This is a genomic window from Micromonospora sp. NPDC050397, from assembly GCF_044901685.1.
Lineage (GTDB): Bacteria > Actinomycetota > Actinomycetes > Mycobacteriales > Micromonosporaceae > Micromonospora_G.
Map to the genome: position 1 here is coordinate 17,718 of NZ_JBJDPS010000027.1, position 21,404 is coordinate 39,121.

19 protein-coding genes and 1 pseudogene are annotated in these 21,404 nt (G+C 70.3%); 9 read left to right on the forward strand and 11 right to left on the reverse strand.

The window, feature by feature from the left end; genetic code table 11:
- Window positions 1–7: 7 nt before the first annotated feature.
- From ACI2K4_RS35655 to ACI2K4_RS35675, 5 genes are all read right to left on the reverse strand, one after another.
- A complete protein-coding gene (locus ACI2K4_RS35655; protein ID WP_404517563.1) occupies window positions 8–1,696 on the reverse strand; it encodes a PucR family transcriptional regulator in 1,689 nt (562 codons plus the stop codon).
- A gap of 69 nt (window positions 1,697–1,765) precedes the next feature.
- The gene (locus ACI2K4_RS35660) at window positions 1,766–2,455 is read right to left on the reverse strand and encodes a hypothetical protein (RefSeq protein WP_404517564.1); all 690 of its coding nucleotides are present in this window, start codon (window positions 2,453–2,455) and stop codon (window positions 1,766–1,768) included.
- Between the two features lie 51 nt (window positions 2,456–2,506).
- Window positions 2,507–3,316, reverse strand: coding sequence for a TrmH family RNA methyltransferase (locus ACI2K4_RS35665; protein ID WP_404517565.1), 810 nt, complete (start codon window positions 3,314–3,316; stop codon window positions 2,507–2,509).
- Between the two features lie 114 nt (window positions 3,317–3,430).
- Window positions 3,431–4,180, reverse strand: coding sequence for an alpha/beta fold hydrolase (locus ACI2K4_RS35670; RefSeq protein WP_404517566.1), 750 nt, complete (start codon window positions 4,178–4,180; stop codon window positions 3,431–3,433).
- Window positions 4,181–4,216: 36 nt separating this feature from the next.
- Window positions 4,217–4,585 carry a nuclear transport factor 2 family protein gene (locus ACI2K4_RS35675; protein ID WP_404517567.1) on the reverse strand — a complete coding sequence of 123 codons (369 nt, stop codon included), beginning with the start codon at window positions 4,583–4,585 and terminating at the stop codon, window positions 4,217–4,219.
- A 268-nt stretch (window positions 4,586–4,853) separates the two neighbouring features.
- Here ACI2K4_RS35675 and ACI2K4_RS35680 point away from each other — a divergent pair, with 268 nt between their 5' ends.
- From ACI2K4_RS35680 to ACI2K4_RS35695, 4 genes are all read left to right on the forward strand, one after another.
- Window positions 4,854–5,129, forward strand: a complete 276-nt coding sequence (locus ACI2K4_RS35680) for a hypothetical protein (RefSeq protein WP_404517568.1) — start codon at window positions 4,854–4,856, stop codon at window positions 5,127–5,129.
- Window positions 5,129–6,064, forward strand: a complete 936-nt coding sequence (locus ACI2K4_RS35685; protein ID WP_404517569.1) for a hypothetical protein — start codon at window positions 5,129–5,131, stop codon at window positions 6,062–6,064. The genes ACI2K4_RS35680 and ACI2K4_RS35685 overlap by 1 nt, the downstream gene beginning before the upstream one ends.
- A 70-nt stretch (window positions 6,065–6,134) precedes the next feature.
- On the forward strand, window positions 6,135–6,572 hold the full coding sequence (locus ACI2K4_RS35690) for a hypothetical protein (protein ID WP_404517570.1): 438 nt from the start codon (window positions 6,135–6,137) through the stop codon (window positions 6,570–6,572).
- 212 nt (window positions 6,573–6,784) lie between these two features.
- Window positions 6,785–7,384 carry a hypothetical protein gene (locus ACI2K4_RS35695; protein WP_404517571.1) on the forward strand — a complete coding sequence of 200 codons (600 nt, stop codon included), beginning with the start codon at window positions 6,785–6,787 and terminating at the stop codon, window positions 7,382–7,384.
- A gap of 60 nt (window positions 7,385–7,444) precedes the next feature.
- Here ACI2K4_RS35695 and ACI2K4_RS35700 read toward each other — a convergent pair whose 3' ends face one another.
- Window positions 7,445–8,215, reverse strand: a complete 771-nt coding sequence (locus ACI2K4_RS35700; protein WP_404517572.1) for a thioesterase II family protein — start codon at window positions 8,213–8,215, stop codon at window positions 7,445–7,447.
- 354 nt (window positions 8,216–8,569) lie between these two features.
- On the opposite strand from ACI2K4_RS35700, the gene ACI2K4_RS35705 reads away from it, so the two are divergent.
- Window positions 8,570–9,979: a class II 3-deoxy-7-phosphoheptulonate synthase gene (locus tag ACI2K4_RS35705; protein WP_404517573.1), complete on the forward strand. Its 1,410-nt coding sequence runs from the start codon at window positions 8,570–8,572 to the stop codon at window positions 9,977–9,979.
- Window positions 9,980–10,063: 84 nt separating this feature from the next.
- On the opposite strand, the gene ACI2K4_RS35710 is transcribed toward ACI2K4_RS35705, so the two are convergent.
- From ACI2K4_RS35710 to ACI2K4_RS35720, 3 genes and pseudogenes are all read right to left on the reverse strand, one after another.
- On the reverse strand, window positions 10,064–10,747 hold the full coding sequence (locus ACI2K4_RS35710; RefSeq protein WP_404517582.1) for an HAD-IA family hydrolase: 684 nt from the start codon (window positions 10,745–10,747) through the stop codon (window positions 10,064–10,066).
- Window positions 10,748–11,083: 336 nt separating this feature from the next.
- A pseudogene (locus ACI2K4_RS35715) lies at window positions 11,084–11,896 on the reverse strand (Gfo/Idh/MocA family protein); the annotation flags it as partial.
- Complete coding sequence (locus ACI2K4_RS35720; protein WP_404517574.1) at window positions 11,893–13,053, reverse strand: DegT/DnrJ/EryC1/StrS family aminotransferase; 1,161 nt, start codon at window positions 13,051–13,053, stop codon at window positions 11,893–11,895. The pseudogene ACI2K4_RS35715 and the gene ACI2K4_RS35720, both read right to left, overlap by 4 nt.
- A 279-nt stretch (window positions 13,054–13,332) precedes the next feature.
- Here ACI2K4_RS35720 and ACI2K4_RS35725 point away from each other — a divergent pair, with 279 nt between their 5' ends.
- Window positions 13,333–13,767 carry a type II 3-dehydroquinate dehydratase gene (locus ACI2K4_RS35725; protein ID WP_404517575.1) on the forward strand — a complete coding sequence of 145 codons (435 nt, stop codon included), beginning with the start codon at window positions 13,333–13,335 and terminating at the stop codon, window positions 13,765–13,767.
- A gap of 106 nt (window positions 13,768–13,873) precedes the next feature.
- Here the strand turns inward: ACI2K4_RS35725 and ACI2K4_RS35730 are convergent, their stop codons facing one another.
- A complete protein-coding gene (locus ACI2K4_RS35730; RefSeq protein ID WP_404517576.1) occupies window positions 13,874–14,290 on the reverse strand; it encodes a winged helix-turn-helix transcriptional regulator in 417 nt (138 codons plus the stop codon).
- A gap of 80 nt (window positions 14,291–14,370) precedes the next feature.
- Here ACI2K4_RS35730 and ACI2K4_RS35735 point away from each other — a divergent pair, with 80 nt between their 5' ends.
- Window positions 14,371–15,831, forward strand: a complete 1,461-nt coding sequence (locus ACI2K4_RS35735; RefSeq protein ID WP_404517577.1) for an MFS transporter — start codon at window positions 14,371–14,373, stop codon at window positions 15,829–15,831.
- 68 nt (window positions 15,832–15,899) lie between these two features.
- On the forward strand, window positions 15,900–16,817 hold the full coding sequence (locus tag ACI2K4_RS35740) for an NADP-dependent oxidoreductase (RefSeq protein WP_404517578.1): 918 nt from the start codon (window positions 15,900–15,902) through the stop codon (window positions 16,815–16,817).
- A 42-nt stretch (window positions 16,818–16,859) separates the two neighbouring features.
- On the opposite strand, the gene ACI2K4_RS35745 is transcribed toward ACI2K4_RS35740, so the two are convergent.
- Complete coding sequence (locus ACI2K4_RS35745; protein WP_404517579.1) at window positions 16,860–19,562, reverse strand: BTAD domain-containing putative transcriptional regulator; 2,703 nt, start codon at window positions 19,560–19,562, stop codon at window positions 16,860–16,862.
- Between the two features lie 1,135 nt (window positions 19,563–20,697).
- On the opposite strand from ACI2K4_RS35745, the gene ACI2K4_RS35750 reads away from it, so the two are divergent.
- On the forward strand, window positions 20,698–21,404 hold a 707-nt coding region (locus ACI2K4_RS35750), incomplete at its 3' end, for a beta-ketoacyl synthase N-terminal-like domain-containing protein (RefSeq protein WP_404517580.1).

Consider the following 21,404-nt stretch of genomic DNA (forward strand, 5'->3'; position numbering starts at 1 on the left):
CCTTCCTTCAGTCGCGGACGGCGTCGAGGGCGAGGAGGGCGACGTGCAGGGAGAGGGTGTCGTCGACCGTGTCCAGGTCGGCCCCGAGGATCCGGGCGATCCGGGCCAGCCGCTCGTAGAAGGCCGGCCGGGACAGGTGTGCGGCGGTGGCCGCCGCCGACTTGTTCCGGCCGTGTTCCAGGTACGCCCGCAGGGTGCCGAGCAGCCGCTCCTTCGGATGCTCCGCGTCGTACGCGAGCAGCGGACCGAGTTCCCGCTCGACGAAGGTCTGCAACCGGGGCTCGTCCCGCAGCAGGTGCAGCAGCCCGGCCAGCCCGACGTGCGGCAACCGGAACACGGCCAGGTCGTGCCGGCCCCGCCGGGCGGCGTCGGCCACCTGCCGGGCCTCGACCAGTGACCGCCGCGCCTCGCGCAGCGAGTCGACACCCGAGCCGGCCGCGACGATCACCGGCTCCGGAGCACCCGCCGGACCGGCCGGGTGGGCGCCTCGCCGTACCCGGGAGAGCGCGGCGGCGAACGCGGACAGTGAGCGTTCCTCGACGGCCGGGTCCCGCAGTGCCAGCAGCACCCCGACCGCCTGGTCGTCCAGCGCGCTCGCCAGCCCGGTCAGCTCGGCCTCACGCAGCGCCTGCCCGACCGCGTCGGCCAGGTCCCGCAACCGGGCCTGCGCGGCCTGGGTGCCGGCCTCGTCGGCGCGGTGCCGGACCACCACCCCGACCAGGTGCCGACGGTCGAGGGTCACCCCGAGCGCCCGCGCCCGCAGCGCCACCTCGTCCACCGGGCGGGCGTGGTCCAGCAGCGCGGTGAGCAGGTTCCGGTGGATCTGCCGTTCCAGCCCCTCGGCGTCGCGCTGGATCAGCCGGCCCAGGGCCAGCGTGGAGGCGGCCCGTTCGAGCAGGATGGTCAGCCTGGTCGGCGGGCTGCCGCCGGTCGGGGCGGCGGTCCGCAGGGCGCCGGTGGTCGGCCCCAGGTCGGTGCCGGCCCAACGCAGCAGCAGCCGGCCCCAGTCCTGACCCCGGGCACCGACCGTGGTGACCAGCCAGCCGGCGTCCGGGTCGTATCCGGTCCGCCCGACCGGCCGGATCCGCCGCGACCGCTGCTCCCAGCCCCCGAGCAGCACCTCGGCCGGCTCTCCGGCGGTGTCGTACGCCAGCACCTGCCGGGAGAGGTTCTCCAGCACCACCGGTGCGCCGGCCAGCTTGGCGGCCTGGTGCACCACCTCGGCCGGCTCGGCCCCCTCGACGGACAGGTCGGTGAACCGCTGGTGGATCTCCTCGGTCGCCCGCAACTCGGTGAGCTGGGCATCCACGATGTGCGCGTGCACCGCCTCGGTGATCCGGACGAACGGCGTCCCCTCCCGCAGTTCGACCAGGGGCAGGCCGTGACGGTCGGCGGCCGCGATCATGACCCGGGGCACGCTGGCCGGGTAACGCCGACCCAGCTCGACCATGAGTCCGGAGACCCCGACCTCGGCCAGCTCGCCGATGAACGCACGCAGCCCGGCGTCGTCGGTCGGCAGCCCGATGCCGGTGGTGAGGACCAGCTCACCGCCGTTGAGCAGGGCGGCGATGTCCGGCACCTCGGCGGCGTGCACCCACCGGACAAACCGGTCCAGACCGCTCTCCCCGGCCACCAGCCGGGGAGAGCCGTGCCGCACCGGGTCCAGGGCGAGGACTTCACGGACAGTAGGCAGCACGACGGCCACCGTACCGCCCGCCCGGCTGGACCGACCACGCGCTCGGCCTACAGCCAGCGCGCGCTCGGCCTACAGCCAGGTGGAACGGACCAGCTTCCACCCTAACGAGGTCGACGGGAGCCGGGTCGGGTCGTAGCGACGGTTCGCCTCCAGCGGGTGCAGGAACGGCAGCGCCTCGGGCGGCGGCGGCTCGTTCTCCTGCAACACCGGTTCGAGCAGGTCGACGATCGTCCGTACCAACGACATGACGCCGCCCACGCCCGGACTCTGCACCGGCTCCAGGTCGACGAAGCTGCCCGGTGGCGGCGACAGCGGCACCAGCGTCCCGTCCGTCATGACCAGCAGCAGTACGTTGAACATCCGCCGGCTCGCCGCCCGCGCCCTGCGTCCGCCCAGGCCGTGCCGGCTCACGAAGTACGCGGCCCGGACGTCGGCCAGGTCGACCACCGTCTGCTCGTGGCGCCCGAGCAAGAGCGTGGTCGGCGTCAGCCGCATGGTCGTACGGTCGAGGAAGTAGACGTTGATCCGGTGGGCCACCCGCCAGAGCGGTACGCAGAGCGCCAGCCAGCCGACCACCACCAGGACCCGGCCCACGGGTGACAGTTGGCCGGAGATCTCGCCCCGGACGAGGAGCAGCACGGGAAGCTCGATCGCGACCAGGATGCCCCCGGCGACGACCACCGCCCAGTAGTAGAACTGGGCGAACGCCATCCGGGCGATCAGTCCCGGCCGGACCGGGATCGAGAATCCGCCGTCCACCACGCCTCCCCAGCATCCAACCGGGTCAATGTAGTGCGGCGGGGCAAGGGGTCAGAGCGGATCGTCGCGGCCCAGCTCCCAGAAGGCGACGGCGGCAGCGGCGGCCACGTTCAGCGAGTCCACCCCGCGCCGCATCGGGAGCACCACCTTGACGTCGCTGGCGGCCTGGGCAGCCTCGGTCAGCCCGGGACCCTCCGCGCCCAGCAGCAGCGCCGCCCGCTCACGCTGGGTGGGGGTGAGCCGCTGCATCGGTACGGCGTCCGGGGCCGGCGTCATGGCGAGCACCGTGAAGCCCGCCTCCCGTACCTGGTCCAGACCGGTCGGCCAGCGCTCGAACTTCGCGTACGGGACCGCGAAGACCTCACCCATGCTCACCCGTACGCTGCGCCGGTAGAGCGGGTCGGCGCAGGTCGGCGAGAGCAGTACGGCGTCGATGCCGAGCGCCGCCGCACCCCGGTAGATCGCGCCGAGATTGGTGTGGTTGTTGACGTCCTCCAGGATCGCCACCCGGCGGGCGGCGGCGAGCACCTCGGCCACGCTGGGCAGCTCCCGCCGGTGGAACGAGGCGAGCACGCCCCGGTGCACGTGGAAGCCGGTCGCCCGCTCCAGCACGTCCGGGCTGGCCGCGTAGACCGGCGCCGCCCCGGTGTCCAGGTCGCCGAGCTGGTCGACCCGCTTCGCGTCGACCAGGAACGAACGCGGCGGGTAACCGGCCCGCAGGGCCCGGCGCAGAACCAGTTCGCCCTCGGCGATGAAGAGGCCGTGCGGCGGCTCCCAGCGGGTACGCAGCTCGACGTCGGTGAGCGCGCGGTAGTCGGCGATCCGCTGGTCGTCGGGGTCGGTTATCTCCTGTACGGGCACGGCGCCGATTCTCGCCGTACCGGTTGGTCAGAGCCCGGCCGGGGTCCCGCCGGCAGCCGCCCGACCGGGCCGGATGCCGACGGCCGGCGCGCGCTCAGCCGACGGCCGGCGCGATCATCCGACGCTCGGCGCCCGGCCGGGAGCGGTCAGGACGTCGATCCGGTACGCGTCGAGCCGGTCGGCCAGCTCGACCGGGTGGGCGAGCGCGAGCAGGTGCCCGCCGGGCAGCAGGTCGGGGGTGATGCCGAGCCGTTCCTCGGCGACCCGGCGCTGGAAGTCGGCCGGGAAGAACCGGTCGTCCCGGCCGGTCAACGCCCTGGTCGGTACGTCGGGCCAGGCGGTGAGCGGCCAGACCTGACCGAACGGCGTCTCGGACTGCTCCCGGTGCTGGCCCTGTCCCGACCTCACCACCTCCGGCGGCACGTCGTGCATCAGGTACGTCAGCACGTCGAACCTGGCGGCGGCCAGGCGCCCCTCGCGCAGGTCGTTGTCGCGCCGGGCCTGCTCCTGTCCGGTGTTGTCCCACCACTGCCCGGCGGTCTCCCCCGGCTTCGGGATCATCCCGTTGACCAGCACCAGCAGGGACGCCGACAGTCGCTGGCAGACGATCGGGGCGGTGAAGGCGCCCATCGACTGGCCGACCACCACCACGGCACCGTCGACGCCGTACGCCCGCGCGGCGTCGACAACCGTGTCGGCGTACTCGGTGAACCCGGCGGCGGGATCGTCGGCGGGCAGGTCGACGGCGATCACCCGGTGCCCGCGACGGCGCAGTTCGGGCTCGACGAGGTGCCAGTACCAGGCGCTGCCGCCGGCACCCGGCACCAGCACCCAGGTGACCCCGTTGGAATCGTGGACCGGCACGTTCGACCTCCCGGATCGGCTCTGGCGAGGTTACCGTCAGACGGCGATCGTGAGCCGTTGGATCAGCTCGTGGCGCAGCTCGAACCGGTATTTCAGGTCGACCACGTTGCCGGGGAAGTTGCCCTCGATCCGGGCCGTGACGACGTACCCGGCGGTGGTGTCGGCACCGGAGCCGCCGTCGCCGGGTCCCGGGGCGCCGGACTCCACGCCGAGGATCTCGGTGGTGTACTCGAACGCGGTCGCCACCTCGTCGCGCCACCGGCGGATCTCGGCCCGGCCGCGATGGGTCTGGCCGTCGTCGGTCAGCACCGCGTCGTCGGCGAAGCACGCCGCGATCGCCTCGGCGTCACGACGCTCGGTCGCCTCGAAGTATTTGTTGATCACCTCGGGAACTGGCACGGACATGTTGTCCTCTCTCCACGGTCGGTTCTCCGTCGCGCCGACGGCAGCACGGCCGAGTCAGCGCTATACGAGCCACTATAGCGCTGCTTAAACTCCATGCCGAACGGTCACTTGATCATGCGTTTGAGCAGGTCATGGTGCCTTACTCCGACACAGAACGGCCGACAGCGTCGCCATCTGTACAGAGAGCTTCCGGCCGGCTACCCAACGGGCGTTGGCTGGACGCACGGCCGATCGACTCGACCAGAGCTGACCGTCGAAGGGAACCGCCATGGCTGCTCCGACCATCACGAGTGCGACCTTGAACAAGAGCACCTTCGCCCCGGGCGAAACCATGATCCTCACCGTCGTCGGCGCCGACGCCGACGAGGAACTGATCGAGATAACCCTCACCGTACGGAACCAGACGTCGGGCGCGAGCGGCGTACCGGTGGTGGTGACCACGATCCTGGACGAACTCCAGGCGGTCGCCACCGACTCGGAGTCGCGCACCTGGACCCAGATCGCCCGTACCGGCGCCACCTTCGTGCTGACCGGGATCGCGTGATGGCCACCGTCACCGTACGGCTGCGCAACCGTGCCTCGGGTGCGCTCTCCGCACCGGTCAGCGCGCAGTACCAGGTCGGGATCAACCATGGTCAACAGTTGACCCGGACCAACGTCGGGCCGGTCGGAACCCTGCGACCCTCCGGTCCCGTCGTCACCACCCGGGACGGGCAGGTGTTCGAGAACCTGGACATCACCGGATCACTGGACGTACGGCACAACGTCACACTGGTCAACTGCCAGATCGTCGGCGACCTCGACGTGGGCAACGCCGCGTACACGATCAAGCACCAACGGGACCTGGGCCGCAGACTCGTCCTGCGCAACTGCCGGATCGTCACCCGGTCGCCGAACACCAAGGGGCTGGTGTCCTGGGGCAACGGCCAGACCGACGCCACCGACACCCTCTTCCTCGGCGGTACGGACAACACCTACCTCAAGCCCGGGACCGCCCCCTCCACCGGGTACGCGCACACCTTCACCCGGTGCTGGTTCGGCGACGTGCAGCGGACGCCGGGCAGCCACTCCGACTGCGTACAGGTCGACGGCGGTGCGGGCGGGGTGCTGCTGGACCGCTGCTCGATCAACAGCTTCAGCCTCGCCACCGGGGAGGACCCGACCACGGCCGAGGCGTCGGTCGACTCGCGGGCCTCCGGCGGCCTCATCCTGACCTACCCGTCCAGCAATCCCGACCCGATCCGACGCATCCGCGTGGTCAACTCGTACTTCGACGGCGGCAACTACACGCTCGACACCGCCCCGCCGGACGGCCCGAACCCGACCGACGTCGTGCTCGCCGGCAACACCTTCGGCCTGCACCACACGTACGGTCCGCTCCGGACCGGCCCGGGGCAGAGCAGGCAGGACAACAACTGGGCGGAATCCGGGGTGACGACCACCGGCCGCAGGGTGGTCGCCGGCCAACCGGTGGACTAGCCGGCGGGTGTGGGACGGCCTTGATCGGGTAGCCGGGTGGGCAAACCACATCGACCCGGTCGAGGTGATCATGAACCTGTCCCACGCCCCGCTGCGTCTGGCCATCGGCGCGTTCGTGCTGAATTCCGGCATCTCCAAGTTGACACTGGAAGGGCAGGCGGCCGAGGGGTTGCACGGCATGGCGGCCGGCGCCGTACCCCCGCTGCGGCGGCTCGACGCCCCCACCTTCGCCCGGCTGCTCGCCGGCACGGAGATCGCGATCGGCAGCGCCCTGCTGCTACCGGTCGTTCCGTCCGCGCTGGTCGGGGCGGGCCTGCTCGGACTCGGCGGCGGCCTGATGCGGGTCTACTGGGCCACCCCGGGGCTACGCCGGCAGGGCAGTGTCCGGCCCACCGAGCCGGGCACCGCCATCGCCAAGGACTCCTGGCTGGTCGGCGCCGGGCTGACCCTGATCCTCGACGATCTCCTGCACCGGGGGCGACGGTTGAAGCGACGACGACACCGGTGAACCGGCCGGGCGCTGGCCCCGCGCGCCGCGCCCCGCACGCCGCGCGCCAGGCGGCGGTGCGGCGCACCGGGCGGCGGGCGGCTCAGTTCGGGCGGGGAGGGCCCAGTCGGGCGGGGAGCGAGATCGGCGACATCGGCGCCGCCGCCACCGTTGGCGCTCGCCGATACCCTGGCTCGCGGACGGGTGCGCCCGCGGCGAGTCGGAGGTCGACGGTGGCACGACAACGGGTGGGGCAGCAGCGACCGGGCCGGAGCCGCTCGCCGTACCGGGGACCCGGTCTCACCCGACCGCCGACCCTCGGCGTCGACGTGGGCGGCGTGATCGTCACGCTCGTCGACCGGGACGAGGACACCTCCTTCTTCGGCAGCCGGCCGCTGGAGACACCGGCCGTGGCGGGAGTCTTCGACGCACTCGCCACGCTCACCGTCGGGCCGTTCGCCGCCCGGGTGCACCTGGTCTCGAAGGCCGGCCCCAAGGTGGCCGCCAACACCCGGGCGTGGTTGACGCACCACGACTTCTTCGACCGCACCAAAATCCCCGCCGCCAACCTGCACTTCGTCCGGGAGCGGGCGGACAAGTCCCCGGTCTGCCAGCGCCTCGGGGTGACACACTTTGTCGACGACCGGCTCGACGTACTGGCTCACCTGGACACCGTCGAGCACCGCTACCTGTTCCTGGGCGGAACCGCCGAGCAGACCCCGGCCGACGGTGTGCCCGCCTGGGCGACCGTGACCGACACCTGGTCCGGACTCGCCACCCTGCTCGCGGAGTCGGTCCCCGCCGCCCCGGCCACCGACGGGAGCAGCCGGTAGCCGTCCACGGACCCGCCACGGGGGGCCACCCGGGTGGGTGGGGGTCGGGGGCCGGGCCGGTCAGTCGCGGGTGACGGAGGCCGACCCCAGGAGAGCGCCCGACACCACGGCGGCGACCTCCTCGATCCGCTCGGTCAGATAGAAGTGCCCGCCCCGGAACACCCGGAGATCGGCGTCGGCGCTCGTGTGGTCGGCCCACGCCTCGGCCTCGGCCAGGGAGACCCTGGGGTCCTGGTCGCCCACGAGCACGGTGACCGGACAGCGGACCGACCGCGCCGGGTCGTGCCGGTACGTCTCGATCGCCTGGTAGTCGCTGCGCAACGCCGGCATGATCATCTCAATCAGCTCGGGGTCGTTCACGACGGCCGAGTCGGTGCCGTTCAACCGGCCGAGTTCGGCCAGCACACCCCGGTCGTCACGCTGGTGCACCCGCTCGTCCCGGTACCGCGACGGCGCCCGTCGACCGGAGGCGAGGAGTCGGACGGGCGGCAGGCCCGCGTCCTCCAACCGGAGCGTCACCTCGTAGGCGAGCACCGCCCCCATGCTGTGTCCGAAGAGCGCGAGCTGGCGGTCGGCGAGCGGCCGGACCGCGTCGAAGATCTGGTCGGCCAACGTCGTCAGCTTCGGGACGTTGGCGTCCCCCCGACGGTCCTGGCGGCCGGGGTACTGGATGGGCAGGATCTCGACAGCCGGGCTGAGCAACCGTGACAGCGGGAAGAAGTACGGGGCCGAGCCACCGGCGTGCGGCAGGCAGAGCAGCCGCACCGCGCCGGACGAGGCCGGGTGGTAGCGCCGTACCCAGGTCTCGGTGTGCCCTGTCGGACTGGTCATGGACCGCGCGTCCCCTCTCGCCTCACAACGCGAATGTCGCCGTGCTCTCCGCGACCGGCGTCGCACCCCGGGCGCACGTCAACGCGATATCGATGACCTCGTCCCCTCCCATCGGCGGGAGGAACGGAGAATGATCCGCGCGTGAATGATCGACGCTTCCCGGAATGCCGGGAAACGAGTTCGCATCCGAATTGCCGGTCGGTACGACCGTAAGCCGCACCCACCCGTAGGCCAACCCTTATAGACCCCTGTCTTCGCGCAGCGCGCCCCACATAAACACCGAATCTACTCATTCAGCAAATCGGATTACCGTCGGACGGGCTCGGGCGTTCCATTTTCTTCTAGCCTTCCGATATGGATGTGACCACGCACTCCGCTGTGGAGAGCCTGCTTGACGGACCACTGTCACCCACCGACGCCCTACCGCCGTTGTCCCAGCCGGAACGTCGTCGGCTGGCCGAAGCCCTCGCCCGGCCGGCTGGGCAGCAGCCGACCTGGCCGGACCCGGACCGGGTCCGCTCGGTGCGGCAACTGCTCACCCAGGTCCCACCGATCGCCTCGCCCGCGGAGACCGACCTGCTCCACGAGCGGCTGGCCGCCGTCGCCCGGGGCGAGGCGTTCCTGCTCCAGGGCGGCGACTGCGCGGAGAGCTTCGACGACGACCGCGCACACGTCGAGGGCAACCTCGGGACCCTGCTCCAGATGGCGGCGGTGCTGAGCTACGGCGCCGGCACGCCGGTGGTCAAGGTGGGCCGGATCGCCGGCCAGTACGCCAAGCCCCGCTCCGCCGGGATCGACCCCCTCGGGCTGCCGGCGTACCGGGGTGACATCGTGAACTCGCCGCTGCCGACCCCGACCGACCGGACCCCGGACCCGGAGCGGTTGTTGCGGGCGTACGCGAACGCGAGCAGGACGATGACCACGGTTCGCGCGGTCCGGGGCGGGGAGTTCGCCGACCTCGGTCGGCTGCACGAACTGAACATGCAGTTCGTGCGCGACTCGCCGGCCCGCGCCCGTTTCGAGGCACTGGCCACCGAGATGGACCGGGCCCTACGGTTCGTCCGGGCGTGCGGGACGGACCTGCGCCGGGTGCACGACTCCGACGTTTTCGCCAGCCACGAGGCCCTGCTGCTCGACTACGAAAGCGCACTGGTCCGTCCGGACGGGCGGCGACCCGATTCCGCGCCGTACGCGTCTTCCGCTCATTTTCTCTGGATCGGGGAGCGCACCCGCCAACTCGACGGCGCGCACGTGGCACTGGCCGAACTGGTGGCCAACCCGATCGGCGTGAAAATCGGCGCCGGCACCACGCCGGAACAGGCGGTCGAATACGTACGGCGGCTCGACCCGGAGAACCGACCCGGCCGTCTCACACTGATCACCAGGATGGGCTACCGTGCGATTCGCGGGGCACTTCCGCCGATCGTGCAGGCGGTCACCGCGACCGGCCACCAGGTCGTGTGGCAGTGCGATCCGATGCACGGCAACACCCACGAGTCGGCGACCGGCTACAAGACCCGCCACTTCGACGACGTCCTGGACGAGGTGCGGGGCTTCTTCGAGGTGCACCGCCGCCTGGGGACCCACCCCGGCGGCATCCACGTCGAGCTGACCGGTGACGACGTGACCGAGTGCCTCGGTGGGTCGTACGAGCTGACCAACAGCGACCTCGTCGGCCGGTACGAGACGGCGTGCGACCCCCGGCTCAACCGTACGCAGGCGGTCGAGCTGGCCTTCCTGGTCGCCGAGATGCTCCGCGACTGAGCGCGCGAAAAGCCGCCGCCGACCCGTTCCCGACCCTGCGGGCAACGAGCGGCGGCGGTCTCTTCGTGGTCCGGCGCCGATCCGTCAGCTTCTCTGCGCCACCGGGAACAGGGCCAGCAGTTCGCCCGGCTGCCGGAGCACCGCGTCCGGCTCCTGTGCCAGCAGTTCGGCCCCGTCGGCCTCGCCCCAGAGCGCGGCCACCGCCGCCACCCCCGCCGAACGGGCGCTGGCGATGTCGGTCACCGCGTCACCGATCATGATCGCCTGCTCGGCGCGGAGGCCCAGCAGGTCCAGCGCCCGCAGCACGATGTCCGGGGCCGGCTTCGCCCGCGCGACCTCGTCCGAACCGATCACGTGCTCGAACATCTCCAGGACACCGAGCTGCGCCAGCAGGGACCGGGCTCGCGGGCCACTCTTGCCGGTCGCCACCGCGAGCCGCAGGCCACGCTCACGCAACGCCGCCAGCAGCTCGGGCACCCCGGCGTAGAGCGGAACCCGGTGCGCGAGGCGGTAGCTCTCCCGTACGAACGGCGCCTCCATCTCCAGCGGCAGTCCCATGATCTTCATGATGTCCGGGAAGTACCGGCCGAGGTGCCGGTTGTACTCCTCGAACGGCGCCTGGCCATCGCCGACGACCTCCGCGTAGGCGATGCTGAACGCCTCCCGCATGACCTGCATGCTGTCCACCAGCACACCGTCCAGATCGAAGATGACGCCCAGGGTCCGCTCGCCCACCACGTCGCGGCCGGCGACAAGATGGTCCTCCATGACTGGCTCCTTCGGCTGGCGGTGGTCGCGCGGGTTGTTCGTCGCCCCGGAGCCGAGCGTGGCTCGGCTCCGCTCCGGGTCACCCGACCTCGCCGCGCAGGCGTAGAGACGCTCGATGACCCGTACGGTCCGACGCACCTCGGCCATCGCCCGGCCCCGGCTGGCCGGGTCGGCCAGCAACGCCGGGATGGCGTCGAGCTGCCGGTCGTACTCGGCGCCGATCGGGTCGTCCGGGATCGGGGTCAGGACAACCTCCCCGTCCCGCTGGCTGGTCAGCGAGGAGACCTCGATACGGTTCGGGCTGAACCCGAACGTGCAGCGCAACGCGACGCTGCCGACGCTGCCCTCCACCCCGATCGAGGTCACGTCCCGGGCCTGGTGCGACGCCCAACTCGCGCGCAGCCCGATCGAGACACCGCCGTCGGTGACCAGGAAGCCTCGTACGGTGTCCTCGACGTCGCCCCGCCGCAGCGGTGAGTCCTCCTCCCGCCAGGCCGCGCGCTTGCCCGCGTCGTTGACGAAGTCGTCGGAGACGGTGCCGGCGACCTCGGTGATCTCCACCGGACCGAGCAGCGGCTCGATCATGTCGAGCAGGTGCCAGCCGAGGTCGACCAGGGCCCCGCCACCGGCGAGATCACGGCTGGTGAACCAGCCCGCGCCCTCCGGCACGCCGCGTGCGCGTACCCAGGCCAGGTCGATGTGTCGGATGTGGCCGACGGAGGCCGCGAGCTTGCGCAGTTCACCGACGTCCGCCCGGTAACGGGCCGCGCTTCCGGCGAGCAGTACCGCCCCGCCGGCACGCTCGGCGTCGACCAGTTCGTCGGCCTCCCGGGAGTTGAGGCACACCGGCTTCTCCAGGAAGACCGCCACGCCCCGGCGGAGCAGGCGGCACGCGACGGCGCTGTGCAGGTGGTTCGGCACCGCGACCACGGCGAGGTCGACCTGGTTGCGGCGGAGTTCGTCGATGTCGGAGAGCAGTGTCGTGGTGGGGAACTCGGCCGCCACGGCCTCGCGAGCGGCCGGCGCCGCGTCGACCGCGGCGATGATCTCGTAGTCCGGGTGGGCCCGGAGCCGCGGCAGCCAGATGGAACGCGCCGCCCAGCCCAGACCCACCACCGCGACCCGCAACGGTGCCGACCGCAGACTCATCGGCCAGCCACGACCTTGCCGACGATGTCCGCGATCTGGTGCATCTGCTCCTCGGTACCGAGCAGTGTGCGGTGGTGCAACCAGACGCAGTCACGGAAGATGGCCTCGGTGTTGGGACAACGGCGGGCGATCTCGTCCACCGACTCCCGGGGCGCGGCGCGCTCCCAGAACCCGTCGCAGCGGTAGATCGCGCGGAATGCGGCGAACGCCGGTAGGCCCTGCGCCACCAGGTCGTCGACCAGCTCGTTGCGGCGCTCCTCGGTGAGCCCGGGGACGCGGAACATGGCCATGTAGTGCGGGTTGCGGTTCGCCCGACGATCCAGTTGCTGCGGTACGACACCGGGGATCGCCCCCAGCAGGACCGCCAACTCCGACCAGCGCTGTTCCCGGGTGTCGATCTGCCCGTCGAGACGGGCCAACTGGGCACGGAGCACGCTGGCCGAGAACTCGTTCAGTCGGAAGTTCGATCCGGACGTCTTGTGCCGATAACTGCGGTCGGTACGGGGGCGCCCGCAACTGTGCCTGAGAAAGCCCATCTCTCGCAGTTCGCCGTCGGGGAAGGTCACGGCGCCACCTTCTCCGGCGGTCATGAGCTTGCCGTTCTGGAAGCTGAACGCGGCGATCGAGCCGAGTTCACCGACCCGCTTGCCCTGCCACTGCGCACCGTGCGCGTGCGCCGCGTCCTGTACGAGCGGCACCCCACTGTCGGCCGACAGTTTTGCCAACGCGTCCATGTCGGCGAACTGACCGGCCATGTGCACGGGCATGATCGCCTTGGTCTCGGGCCGGATCGCGGCTTCCACCGAGGCGGGGTCGATGCAGTACGTGTCCGGGTCGACGTCCACCGGTACCGCGACCGCGCCCAGCCGCTGCGCGGCCTGCGAGGACGAGATGAACGTGAAGGCCGGGACGATCACCTCCGTACCCGGGCCGACGCCGAGAACCTCCAGCGCCAGTTCGAGCGCGTGCGTTCCGTTGGTGACCGCCAACGTGTGTTCGCTGCCGTGGTAGGCGCCGAACTCCTCTTCGAAGGTGTCGACCTCGCTGCCACCGATGCGCCACCACTGGCCCTGTTCAAGCGCGCGGATCAGTCCTGTTCGCTCGTTGTCGTCGAATTGCGGCCACGGCGGAAACTCCGGCGGTGTCTGCGAATCCATGAATCCTGACTCCATTCGTGCACAAGGACGACGGACACGCTCACCGGACAGCACGACTCGACTGCGCGAGACCTCTTCCAGTAGGAGTCGACACGGTTATACCGAGCGCGTGCCCAGCACGCTACAACACGTTCGGAGCGCCGTCTTCCCCCTATCCATCCCCCTACCCACCCCTCATCGAAGAATGGATCACCCGACCTTTATCCGGACACTCGCAATCGCTGCTATAAATGCGGCACGCAGTATGACACCACGCCGGACGAGTGGGGAGTTTGAACGATGGCCGAATTGCTCCTGCTGAACGGCCCGAACCTGGGTCTACTTGGTCGGCGCGAGCCGGAGGTGTACGGCACCGACACCCTGGCCGACATCGAGGACGCCGTCGCCGAGGAAGTGGCCGTACGGGGCTGGAAGGTCGTTGCCACCCAGCACGACTCCGAGGGCGACCTGATCAGAACGATCCAGGACAGCTACGGCACGGTCGGCGCGATCGTCAACCCCGGCGCCCTGATGATCGCCGGGTGGAGCCTGCGCGACGCGCTGGCCAACTACCCGAGTCCCTGGATCGAGGTGCACCTGTCGAACGTCTGGGCTCGGGAGAGGTTCCGGCACGAGTCCGTCATCGCGCCACTGGCGAGCGGGGTCATCGTCGGCCTCGGCGCCCTCGGCTACCGGCTGGCCGCCCGTGCGCTGATCTCGAAGATCGCGGACTGAACGGGCGGCGAACCCGGCGCGGTCCCACGCCGGCCGCCCCACCGGCCGTCCGTCCCGCCGGGAGCGGGGCCAGGACGGCCGGCGGGAACCGTTCGGGTGCGACGGGTCAGGACGACGCCATCGAGTGCTCGGGGACCAGGGCCTCACGCCCACGGTCGTAGTTGTCCCGGGCGACCGCGATCGCGTCCCGGTAACGCTCCGCCCATTCCGTGAGCATCACCAGGGAACCGTAGAGTTCCTTCGCCATCTCGGTGGCGCGATATTCTACCTTGGGCGGTACGGTCGGGTAGACCGTACGCTCGAGAAGCCCGTCACGCTCCAAATTACGCAGCGTCAGGGTCAGCATCCGCCGACTGATGCCCTCAATTTTCCGCTCGAGTTCGGTGAAACGCACCGGCCCCTGGCTGGCCTCGATGATAATGCCGACGCTCCATTTGCCGCCGACCCTGTCGAGCACCTCACGGACCGTGCACGCCTCGGCCTGGGCACCTTCCTTTGACACACAGGTGTTCCGCCGGGACATAAATGTGCCTCCTTACAGCCGGTCCCATGGTCACACATAATGGACGCTGGAACAAGTCGTTCCCCTATGGAGGGCAACTCATGACGCAACCCACCAGCCGGACGCCGACCTCGCGATGGGTCGCACTCTTCGTCCTCTGCGCCGGTTTCCTAATGATCATTCTCGACCAGACAATCGTGAACGTCGCGCTCCCCTCGATGCAGGAGGACCTCGGCTTCTCACAGTCCAGCCTCGCCTGGGTGGTGAACGCGTACCTGATCGCCTTCGGCGGCCTCCTGCTGCTGGCCGGTCGGCTCGGCGACCTCATCGGCCGCAAGCGGGTCTTCATGGCCGGTCTGACCCTGTTCATCCTCGCGTCGCTCTGGTGCGGCCTGGCCAACAGCCAGGAGATGCTGATCATCGCGCGATTCGTACAGGGCGCGGGCGGCGCCATCAGCTCCGCCGTCATCCTCGGCATGATCGTCACGCTCTTCCCGGAGCCGCACGAGCAGGGCCGGGCCATCGGCATCTACAGCTTTGTCGGGGCGGGCGGCGCGTCCACCGGGCTGCTCCTCGGCGGCATCCTCACCCAGGCCCTCACCTGGCACTGGATCTTCTTCGTCAACATTCCGATCGGCCTGGTCATCGCCGTGCTGGGAGCGCGCCTGCTGGAGGCCGACCAGGGCATCGGGCTCAGGCGGGGAGCCGACGTGGTCGGCGCCATCCTGATCACCGCCTCGCTGATGCTCGGCTCGTACACCATCCTCAAGGCCACCGAGAACGGCCTCGCCTCGATCCGGACGATCGGCCTGGGCCTGCTCTCGCTCCTCCTGCTCGCCGCCTTCATCGCCCGCCAGGCAACCGCGAAGACCCCGCTGATCTCGCTGCACATCTTCCGGTCGCGCAACCTCTCCGGCGCCAACCTGGTGCTCGGACTGATGCTCGCCGGAATGTTCTCGCACCTGTTCCTGGGCTCGCTGTACCTCCAGCACGTGCTCGGGTACAGCCCGCTGGAGATCGGACTCGCCTTCCTCCCGGTGGCGGTCACGATCGGCGGCCTGTCGGTCGGACTCTCCGCCCGGCTGAACGCCCGCTTCGGAGAACGCGCCGTGGCGGTGGTGAGCCTGCTGTTCATCGCGGCCGGACTCGCGCTGCTGGGCCGGGCCCCGGTCGACGGCAGTTACGCCGTCGACGTCCTACCGGCGCTGATCTGCCTGGGCATCGGCGGCGGCCTCGCCTTCCCTGCGCTGGTGGTCCTCGCGATGTCCGGTGCCACCCCGAGCGACTCGGGCCTCGCCTCCGGCGTCAACAACACCACCCAGCAGGTGGGTGGCGCGATCGGTCTGGCCATCCTGGCCACGCTGGCCACCTCGCGTACGAACACCCTGCTCGCCGAGGGCCGGGACAACACCGCCGCGCTGGACGGCGGCTACGACATCGGGTTCGCCACCGCCTCCGGCATCGTCCTGCTGGCGGCCCTGCTGGCGCTGGTCATCCTGCGCCCGAAGGAGACCTCGCAGCGGCCCGAGCCGACCCCCGCCACCAGTTCGGCACTCGCCTAGCGGTCCCCGCCCGCGCGGGCGACCACCACATGACAACAGGAAACCGTGAGGTACCGATGGTCGAACGTATGCGTGTCGCCACCCAGGACAGGTTCGGGGGGCCGGAGGTCCTCACGATCGTCGAACGGGACCGGCCCACGCCCCGCCCCGGGGAGGTGCTCGTCCGGGTCAAGGCGGCCTCCGTGAACTACGGCGAGGGGAAACTACGGGCCGGCACGCTGCCCGAGGCGGGACAGCCACCGTTCACGCTCGGATCCGACCTCTCCGGCGTCGTCGCGGAGACCGGTCCCGGCGTCACCCGGTTCCGGCCGGGCGACGAGGTGTACGGCATCTACTTCATCGGGACCTACGCGGAGTACGTTCGGGTGCCGGCGAGCAACCTGGCGACAAAACCCTCCACGCTCGATCACACGCACGCGGCGGCGCTACCGGTCGCGGCGCTGACCGCGGCCCAGGCGATCTTCGAGTTGGCAAAGGCACACGAGGGCCAACGCATCCTGGTCCACGCCGCGGCCGGCGGGGTTGGTCACTTCGCCGTCCAGTTCGCGAAGTCACAGGGTGCGTACGTGGCGGCCACCGCACGGGCCGAGAAACACGAGTTCCTTCGCGGACTCGGCGTGGACCAGCCGATCGACTACTCGACGGTCGACTTCACCACCGTCGCCCGTGAGATGGACGTCGTACTGGACCTCGTCGGTGGCGAGTACGGTCCCCGGTCCCTGGACGTACTGCGGCCGGGCGGCCTGCTCCTGGGCGCCGCCCTTCCGCCCGGGGTCGACGAGGCGCAGGCGGCGGCGCGGGACCGCCGTTACTCCTGGGTCGGCGTACGCGCGTCCGGCGCCGAACTGGAGAAGATCACCGATCTGGTGCAGGCCGGCCAGATCCTGATACACGTGCAGCGCACCTACCCACTCGACGAACTGGTCGAGGCACACCGGGTCAGCGAGACCGGCCGGGTCACCGGAAAGCTCGTCATCACGCTCTGAGCAGGGAAAGAGCGGGTCATGGCCCGTACGCCGCTCGGCGGATCAGAACGATCCGCCGACGGTGTACGCCACCTCGGGCCGGGTGGCGGTGGTGAAGACCTTGGCGCGTTGCCGGTGGTGGGCGAGCAGGTCGTTGTCCGAGGTCGCCTGATCCGAGAGCCAGGTCGCCGCCCGACGGTGCTTGTCCGCCCTCAGGGCACGGGGTATCTGGGAGTAGGCCACGTCGCGGACCAGCGCGCTACGGAAGGCGTACCTGGTCTCACTGCCCCGTCCCCCGTCGCGGGTACGGTCCAGCAGGCCGCCGCGCTCCAGACCGTCCAGACACTCCCGTACCTCGAACGGGCTCCGGCCGCTGATCACGGCGATCACCGGGGCCTGGACCGTCTCACCGAACACCGCGGCGTCCTGCAGGACCGCCTTCTCCCGGCGGGCGAGGGCGTCCAGCCGGGCGGCGACGATGCTGTACACCGAGTGCGGCAGCAGGACGACCTGGTTGTCGGTGCCGCCGTCGTCGTCGTTCAGGGCCGGCGAGGCGAGTTCGAGTTCGAGCGAGACGCCCTCCCGTAACATCCGCACGTACTCCAACGCGAAGAGCGGATTGCCGTCGACGCCGGCCTCCAGCTCACGGTCGTCGATCGAGCGGTTGAGCCCGTACCGGTCGAGCAACGCGGCCAGCAGATCGTGCGCCGCGCCGACGGAGAGCGGTTCGAGCGTGATGGTGGTCGAGTTCGGCTTGCCGCCGCCCCAACCCGGACGGCGTCGCTGGAGTTCGGGGCGGGCCGTCGCGATCACGGTCAGCGGGATCGACCGGGAGTCGCCGACCAGTTCCTCGACGAGTGCCAGCAGCGACTCGTCCGCCTGGTGCACGTCTTCGAGGACGACCACCAGCGGCGACTCGGCGGCGATCTCCTCCAGCAGCAGACGGCACGCCTCCGACATCTCCCGTACGTCGGCGGTGGCGTCGGCACCCTCGTGCGCCGGCAGCACCAACGGCCGTACCCGGTGGATGATCCAGGTCGCCATGTCACCGGCGCCGAGCAGCGCGTGCACGCTCGTCGCCAGCTTCTGGGCGACGAGCCGCGCGCTGTCCCCGGCGTCGATGCCGGCGTAGGAGCGGATCACGTCGGCGACCGCGTCGAGCGGGCGGTCCTTGCCGAGCGGCCGTACCTGCCCGGTCAGGTACCGGATCGGGTCGGGCGTGCGGGCGACGGTTTCCCCCACCTCGAGGACGAGACGACTCTTACCGATGCCCGACTCACCGAGCAGTGTGACCAGGCCCGACCGGCGATGCTGGCGGGACTCCTCGATCAGGGTGAGCAGGAGGTGCATCTCGCGGTCGCGCTCGACGAACGGGATGTCGGCGTGCCGGGAACTGGTCGGGGCGACCGAGAGCACCGACCAGCGACCCGGGCGACCGGGCGTGTTCGCGAACCCGAACACGCAACCACCGACCTGCTTGGTGGTGTCGCAGACCTGCACCTCGCCCGGTCCGCTCAGCGCGAGCAACTGCTGGCAGCGCATCAGCACACTGCCACTGACCTCCACCCGCGCGGTCGCGTCGTCACCCTGCCGGTAGGTCACCAGCGCCTCGCCGGTGGAGATCGCGGCGCGGGTGATCCCGGGTTCCCCGACCGTCCCGGCGCCGGGAAAACAGCGGGCGATCCGGTCCCGGACCGCCATCGCCGCCGAAATGGCCCGGGCCGCGTCGTCCTCCCGGGTGCGGGGTACGCCGAAGAGCACCATCCACACCGAGGCGATCGTGCCGTGCACGACGCCACCGAGGTGCTCGACCTCCTCCCGGACCATGACGGTGAGGCTCTTGAAGGTCTCGTCCACGTCCTCCGGGTCGTAGCCGCCGTACTGGGCCGCCAGGTCGGCCCGGATCAGCAGCACACTGACCGGCTTGCGTTCGACGGTCACGGAGGTCACCGGCGGCGGTGCGGTGGCCGTGACCGTGGGCCGCGGCGGCGGCGAGGTCGGCAGATCGGCGTTCGGCAGGACCAGACCGGGGTCGTGGTTGAGGATTCCGCGTTCGAGATCCCGCAGCTCGTGACCGGGGTCGAGACCGAGTTGGTCGGCGAGGACCGACCGGGTACGACGGTATACGGCGAGCGCCTCGGCCTGCCGTCCACAACGGTAGAGAGCGAGCATCACCTGGCCGCAGAGCCGTTCCCGGGCCGGCTCCGCCTCGGCCTCGGCCATCAGCTCGCCCACCAGCTCGTAGTGCCGGCCAATGGCGAGCTCGGCCTCGACGCAGTCCTCCAGTACGTCCAGCCGGCTACCCTGCACCATGGTCAGCCCCGGCAGGTCGACCCCGGCCTCGGTCAGGTCCGACAGCACCGGGCCACGCCACAGCGTGACCGCCTCACGGAGGATGCGCGCTGCGGCAAAATGCCTGCCTGCGGCGGACTCCGCCCGGCCCCGCTCGACCAGGTCCTGGAAGCGCAACCAGTCCACCTGCTCCGGCTCGACGCAGAGGGCGTAGCCGGGCGGGCGGGTCTCCAGTGTGACGCCACCGGGGCCGCCGAGTACGCGTCGGAGTCCGGAGACCGCGTTCTGCAGCATCTTGCGGGCCGACACCGGCGGATTGTCGCTCCACAGTGCTGCCAGCAGTTGGCTCGTGGCCACCGCCCGGTTCGCCTGGAGCAACAGCAGTCCGAGCGTCGCGCGCTGCTTGATGCCGCCGAGCGGCACCAACTCGCCGTCCTGGATGACCTCCAGCGGTCCCAACACGTTAAACCGCATGCAACTAACCCCGTTTCGCGTCCAATATCCCAAGCAACTGGCTATTTGAGGCGCGAGAGAAAAACTGAGGGAAGCCGCCACATCGGTTGTGCCCGGAGCGTCGTTACCCACGCTCCGGTGTGATCATTCCACCGGCCCCGACCGGTTCCGGTAGTTACACCGGTGCCGCAAAGCACCGGTCGAGCCGCGACTGCGGCCGCCCGACAAAGCACCCTACCCTGCCCCCAGGAACCACGCGCCCGGATCGCGGCGAAACGCGAAAAAAGCCGGATCCTCGCACGCCCAATCTTGGATCTCCCTCCCGCCGGGGTCAAGCCCTTTACCGCGACCCGGCGATCGCAACGATCAGCCCCCTGACCATGTATAGCGCGGATTGACGTCCAGGAGCAGGTCCAGTGTCCGACGCACAAAAGCCTCGATCGGCAGAAAAGGCACAACGCAACCGGCCGGGGCCAGCAACAAGCCCCCAGAAAGTGATACGGGCCACATTCACATGGCCCTCAGCCGTTGATCCACGAAGTGCCCCCACGGTCGGGGAGACCATTTGGCTCGACGTCGATCACATTTACGCTGGTCAAACGTACATTCAAAAGACCGCCGCGCAGTCGCCAAAGTTTTATGGTCACACTCATGTTACTTCCGGACACACTCTCGTCACATCTGTAACGGCGGCAAGCGGTGTCCCGTGCCCGGCCGGGCCGTCCGGTCGTCGGGACCGGGCCGGGGACGGCGCCGAGTGCCGTACCGGACCCAGGGATCACGGAGCGTCGACAACGATCCCCTGCCAGCCAGTGCGACGGCCCCACTCGCGGCCGGGGCGCCGACCGGCTTCGGAACCGTCGCGCGTCACTCGATACGTATGTGACAACGGCCCATACGGATATTTAGGGAGCCTCTAGGGGGGGCAGCAGGGGTTTGGTCGGCCGTAGCCGAAGCGAGACTGGGTCGACAGGTTCAACCAGGTACGCGGGTGGCGGGCTGCGCGACGCAACGCGCCGGCCGGTCGCCCCTTTCCGTTGGTGCCGACGTACGAACCCGCTTCCACACCAGCCCGTTCGCCAGCCCCACGTCCACCTCGTGACGACCGTTGGCGCGCCGGATTCGACGCCGGTCGGCCAGCTCGAAGGGACAGACCATGTCGAATGACGAAAAGCTCCGGGAATATTTGAAGCTCACCCTCGGCGATTTGCGCCAGGCGCGCCAGAAGATCCGCGACATCGAGGCGGACCGGGACGAGCCGATCGCGATTGTGGGTATGGGTTGTCGGTTGCCGGGTGGGGTGGATTCGCCGGAGGCGTTGTGGCGTCTGGTGGCCGAGGGTCGGGACGGGATTTCGGAGTTTCCGGCTGATCGGGGCTGGGACGTGGAGGGGTTGTTCGATCCTGATCCGGACGAGCCGGGGAAGTCGTATGTGCGGGAGGGTGGTTTCCTGCACGACGCGGCGGGGTTCGACGCGGAGTTCTTCGAGATCTCGCCGCGTGAGGCGTTGGCGATGAACCCGCAGCAACGGTTGTTGCTGGAGACCTCGTGGGAGACGTTCGAACACGCCGGGATCGACCCCGTCACCCTGCGCGGCAAGGACGTCGGCGTGTTCGCCGGGGTGATGTACCACGACTACGCGCCGCACCTCGGCCCCGGTTTGCCCGAGGGCGTCGAGGGTTACCTCGGCATCGGCAACTCGGGCAGCGCCACCACGGGACGGGTCGCGTACACGTTCGGCTTCGAGGGGCCGACGGTAACCGTCGAGACGGCGTGTTCGTCGTCGTTGGTCGCGTTGCACCTCGCCGTCCAAGCCATCCGCAACGGCGAATGCACCATGGCACTCGCCGGCGGAGTAGCCAT

Bases quoted from the DNA above. Each gene is read 5' to 3' on its own strand.
- ACI2K4_RS35675 (WP_404517567.1), bottom strand. From the start codon at position 4,585: ATGTCCGTGCCAGTTCCCGAGGTGATCAACAAATACTTCGAGGCGACC.
- ACI2K4_RS35680 (WP_404517568.1), top strand. From the start codon at position 4,854: ATGGCTGCTCCGACCATCACGAGTGCGACCTTGAACAAGAGCACCTTC.
- ACI2K4_RS35685 (WP_404517569.1), top strand. From the start codon at position 5,129: ATGGCCACCGTCACCGTACGGCTGCGCAACCGTGCCTCGGGTGCGCTC.
- ACI2K4_RS35690 (WP_404517570.1), top strand. From the start codon at position 6,135: ATGAACCTGTCCCACGCCCCGCTGCGTCTGGCCATCGGCGCGTTCGTG.
- ACI2K4_RS35700 (WP_404517572.1), bottom strand. From the start codon at position 8,215: ATGACCAGTCCGACAGGGCACACCGAGACCTGGGTACGGCGCTACCAC.
- ACI2K4_RS35705 (WP_404517573.1), top strand. From the start codon at position 8,570: ATGGATGTGACCACGCACTCCGCTGTGGAGAGCCTGCTTGACGGACCA.
- ACI2K4_RS35710 (WP_404517582.1), bottom strand. From the start codon at position 10,747: ATGGAGGACCATCTTGTCGCCGGCCGCGACGTGGTGGGCGAGCGGACC.
- ACI2K4_RS35720 (WP_404517574.1), bottom strand. From the start codon at position 13,053: ATGGATTCGCAGACACCGCCGGAGTTTCCGCCGTGGCCGCAATTCGAC.
- ACI2K4_RS35725 (WP_404517575.1), top strand. From the start codon at position 13,333: ATGGCCGAATTGCTCCTGCTGAACGGCCCGAACCTGGGTCTACTTGGT.
- ACI2K4_RS35730 (WP_404517576.1), bottom strand. From the start codon at position 14,290: ATGTCCCGGCGGAACACCTGTGTGTCAAAGGAAGGTGCCCAGGCCGAG.
- ACI2K4_RS35735 (WP_404517577.1), top strand. From the start codon at position 14,371: ATGACGCAACCCACCAGCCGGACGCCGACCTCGCGATGGGTCGCACTC.
- ACI2K4_RS35740 (WP_404517578.1), top strand. From the start codon at position 15,900: ATGCGTGTCGCCACCCAGGACAGGTTCGGGGGGCCGGAGGTCCTCACG.
- ACI2K4_RS35745 (WP_404517579.1), bottom strand. From the start codon at position 19,562: ATGCGGTTTAACGTGTTGGGACCGCTGGAGGTCATCCAGGACGGCGAG.